Source organism: Streptomyces thermovulgaris (assembly GCF_002155915.1).
GTDB lineage: Bacteria > Actinomycetota > Actinomycetes > Streptomycetales > Streptomycetaceae > Streptomyces > Streptomyces thermovulgaris.
This window is the reverse complement of record NZ_MUME01000140.1, coordinates 1-3,540: the sequence shown is the minus strand read 5'-3', so window position 1 is coordinate 3,540 and position 3,540 is coordinate 1. Positions and strand designations below refer to the sequence as shown.

Sequence of the window (3,540 nt, the reverse complement as noted above, 5' to 3'; positions counted from 1 at the left end):
CACGCCGAACTCGCCTCCCCCGTTGAGAATTCTTCACACGTGACCGCGCACCGGGGTCACGGAATGGACCCGTCCATCTCTACCAACCTGTCTGACACTCAGGCAATCCGGGGTCCGGACGTGCACATCTCCATCACACGCCCTCACATCCGCCACAAGCCCCCGCAGGCCCGCTGACCTTCAGTGCGACGTCTGGCCCGTCGGCCCCTCGCGGCAGATGAGCAGAAGGGCACGGTCGTCGTTGACGTCCTTGGCCACCGCTTCGATCAGGTGCCAGGCGGCGCCGCGGAAGCCGCCGGCGACATAGCGGTCGGCCTCGCCGGTGAGGCGGTCGATGCCCTCGGTGATGTCGCGGTCGGCGGTCTCCACCAGGCCGTCGGTGAACAGCATCAGGACGTCACCGGTCCTCAGGGAGCCCTTGACCGCGTCGAACTGGGCGCCGTCGTAGACCCCGAGGAGCGGGCCCTCGGCGGCCTTCTGCTCCCAGCGTCCGCTGCCCGCGCTGAGCTGCAGGCCCGGCGGGTGGCCGGCGGAGTACAGCTCGTAGTCGCCGGAATCCAGGTCCAGCACCAGGTGGATGGAGGTCGCGAAGCCCTCCTCCCAGTCCTGGCGCAGGAGATAGCCGTTGGCGGCGGGCAGAAAGGCGTGCGGGGGCAGGCTGCCGAGCAGGCCGCCGAACGCGCCCGACAGCAGCAGCGCCCGTGATCCCGCGTCCATGCCCTTGCCCGAGACGTCCGTGAGGACGACCTCCAGGGTGCGGCCGCCGTTCGTCCGGGCGGCGACCACGAAGTCGCCGGAGAAGGACTGGCCTCCGGCCGGGCGCAGGGCCATCTCGTGGTGCCAGCCGTCCGGCAGCGGCGGCAGCGTGCTCTGGGCGCGGATGCGTTCACGCAGGTCGAACAGCATGGTGCCGCCGCGCCGCCAGGGCACGCCGACCCGGCTGCGGAACTGGGCGAGCAGCAGCCCGAACACACCGCAGGCGGCGACCACCAGCACCACGCCCGGTGTCACCCGGGACGGGCCCTCGGTGTACGGGCCGAGCCGCACCGACTCCACGATCAGTGCCGTGGCCGCGATGGCGTACAGGCCGAGCAGACTCGCCGGGCGCAGCAGCAGGCCGCCGGCGACGATGGGCAGCACCAGCGCGACCGGGGAGAACCAGACCGGGTTGGCGATGGTCAGCACCGTGATCAGCGGAATGGTCAGCAGCAGACCGCCGAAGGCGATCCATTCGGGGCCGTCCCCGCGGAAGTAGTCGACGGCGGATCTGCGCAGGCCGACGCGGACCCGGTGCCACTGCATCTTCCACCGGGCCGTGAACGTCTCGGCCGCCGTGCGCCGCTCTCGTCCTGCTGCCATCAGTTCGGGACCCTATCCATCGAACCTGCCGCTTGGCACGGGAGGTCCCACTTGTCCCCCGTCCGGGACCCGGTTTCACAGTGAACTTCACCGGGCCCGCGCGCGCTGCCGTCCCGGAGAAAATCGCTCGCTCGCCCCCCTGACACCCTGATACGCATGCCGTATGGCAAATGACCTGGTGGCCGGGCCGCGCGTGCTGCGACAGGACGAGTGGGACCCCTGGTACGACACCTTGATCCGCGCCTTCGGCGGAGTGCCGGAGTCGGCGGAGGAACGGCAGGCGTGGCGGTCCGTCACCGAGTTCGACCGTTCCCTGGGCGTGTGGGACGGGGACGCGTGCGTGGGGACGGCGGGGGCGTTCAGCTTCCGGATGACCGTGCCCGGCGGCGCGCTGGTGCCCGCGGCCGGGGTCACGATGGTCAGCGTGGCCGCCACGCACCGGCGGCGCGGTCTGCTGACGTCGATGATGCGGCGGCAGCTGGACGACGTGCGCTCCTGGGGCGAGCCGCTGGCGGTGCTGACCGCCTCCGAACCCGCGATCTACGGCCGTTTCGGGTACGGGACGGCGACCTTCCAGCTGCAGGCCGAGATCGACACCCGTCGTGCCGGGCTGTCGGTCCCGGACGGCACCGACGGCGTACGGCTGCGGTACGCGGCGCCCGCGGAGGTGCTGGACGCCTGCGAGGCGGTGTACGCGCGGCTGGTGCCGACCCGGCCGGGGATGCTGGAGCGGCGGGCCGGCTGGGAGCGGCTGAGGCTGCTGGACCCGGAGAGCGGCCGGGGCGGCGCGTCGCCGCTGCAGTGCGTGGTCGCCGAACGGGACGGGGAGGTCACCGGGTACGCGCGCTACCGCGTCGAGCCCCGCTGGGACCACGCCGGGGCCGAGGGCACGGTGGTGCTGAGCGACCTGGACGCGCTGGACCCGGAGAGCGGGGCGGCGCTGTGGCGGTTCCTGTTCGGGATCGACCTGACGTCGACGCTGCGTCTGCGGATGCGGCCGGTCGACGACGCCTGGCAGTACCTGGTGTCCGACATCCGGCGGTGCCGGCCGCGGCTGCGGGACGCGTTGTTCGTCCGGCTCGTGGACGTGGGGGCGGCGCTCGCGGCGCGGACCTACCAGACGCCGGTGGACGTGGTGTTCGAGGTGACGGACGACTTCTGCCCCTGGAACTCCGGGCGGTGGCGGCTGAGCGGGGACCCGAAGGGGGCGTCCTGCGAGCGCACCTCGGACGCGGCCGAGGTGGCGCTCTCGGTGCGGGAGTTGGGAGCGGCGTACCTCGGTGGCGTGCCGCTGACCGCGCTGGCCGCGGCCGGGCGGGTGCGGGAGCTGCGGCGGGGGGCGCTGACGGAGGCCTCCGTGGGGTTCGGGTCGGCGGTGGCGCCGTGGCTGCCGCACGGGTTCTGAGTCAGCCTCCGCTCTTCTGGCAGGTGGGGCACCAGAAGAGGTTGCGGGCGGCGAGGCCGGCGGTGCGGATCTCGGTGCCGCAGACGTGGCAGGGCAGGGCGGCGCGGCGGTAGACGTAGACCTCGCCGCCGTGGTCGTCCACGCGGGGTGGACGGCCCATCGCCTCGGGGGTGTGCTCGGGGCGGACGGTGTCGATGCGGTTGGCGCGGACGCCCTCGCGCATGAGCGCGACGAGGTCGGCCCACAGGGCGTCCCACTCGGCGGGCGTGATGTCCTTGCCGGGACGGTAGGGGTCGATGCCGTGCCGGAAGAGGACCTCGGCGCGGTAGACGTTGCCGACGCCCGCGATGACCTTCTGGTCCATGAGCAGGGCGGCGATCGTCGTACGGCTGCGGCGGATGCGGGCGTAGGCGGCGGCCGGGTCGGCGTCCGGGCGGAGCGGGTCGGGGCCGAGGCGGCCGTGTATCGCCTGTTTCTCGGCGTCGGTGATCAGGGCGCAGGTGGTGGGTCCGCGCAGGTCGGCGTACGCGGTCTCGTTGGCGAGGCGGAGACGGACGGTGTCCGTGGGCGGGGGCGCGGGGGCGTCCCCGAAGGCGACCTTGCCGAAGAGGCCGAGGTGGATGTGGACCCAGTCGCTGTCGCGGAAGCGGAGGAAGAGGTGCTTGCCGTGGGCGTCCGTCCGGGTGAGCTCCGCTCCGGTGAGGAGGGCGGCGGCGTCGGAGAACTTGCCCTGGGGGCTGGTGACGTGGGTGGGGGTGCCGGAGAAGCGGGCGGCG

3 protein-coding genes are annotated in these 3,540 nt (G+C 73.0%); 1 reads left to right on the top strand and 2 read right to left on the bottom strand.

What is annotated here, in order from left to right; translation table 11 throughout:
* Window positions 1-180 precede the first annotated feature (180 nt).
* Complete coding sequence (locus CCN35_RS13475) at window positions 181-1,359, bottom strand: PP2C family protein-serine/threonine phosphatase (protein ID WP_086792801.1); 1,179 nt, start codon at window positions 1,357-1,359, stop codon at window positions 181-183.
* 163 nt (window positions 1,360-1,522) lie between these two features.
* On the opposite strand from CCN35_RS13475, the gene CCN35_RS13470 reads away from it, so the two are divergent.
* Entirely contained in the window at window positions 1,523-2,764 is a 1,242-nt protein-coding gene (locus CCN35_RS13470; protein ID WP_169721353.1) for a GNAT family N-acetyltransferase, read from the top strand.
* Between the two features lies 1 nt (window position 2,765).
* Here the strand turns inward: CCN35_RS13470 and CCN35_RS13465 are convergent.
* Window positions 2,766-3,540: Fpg/Nei family DNA glycosylase (locus CCN35_RS13465; RefSeq protein ID WP_086792799.1), on the bottom strand; the 775-nt coding region annotated here is incomplete at its 5' end.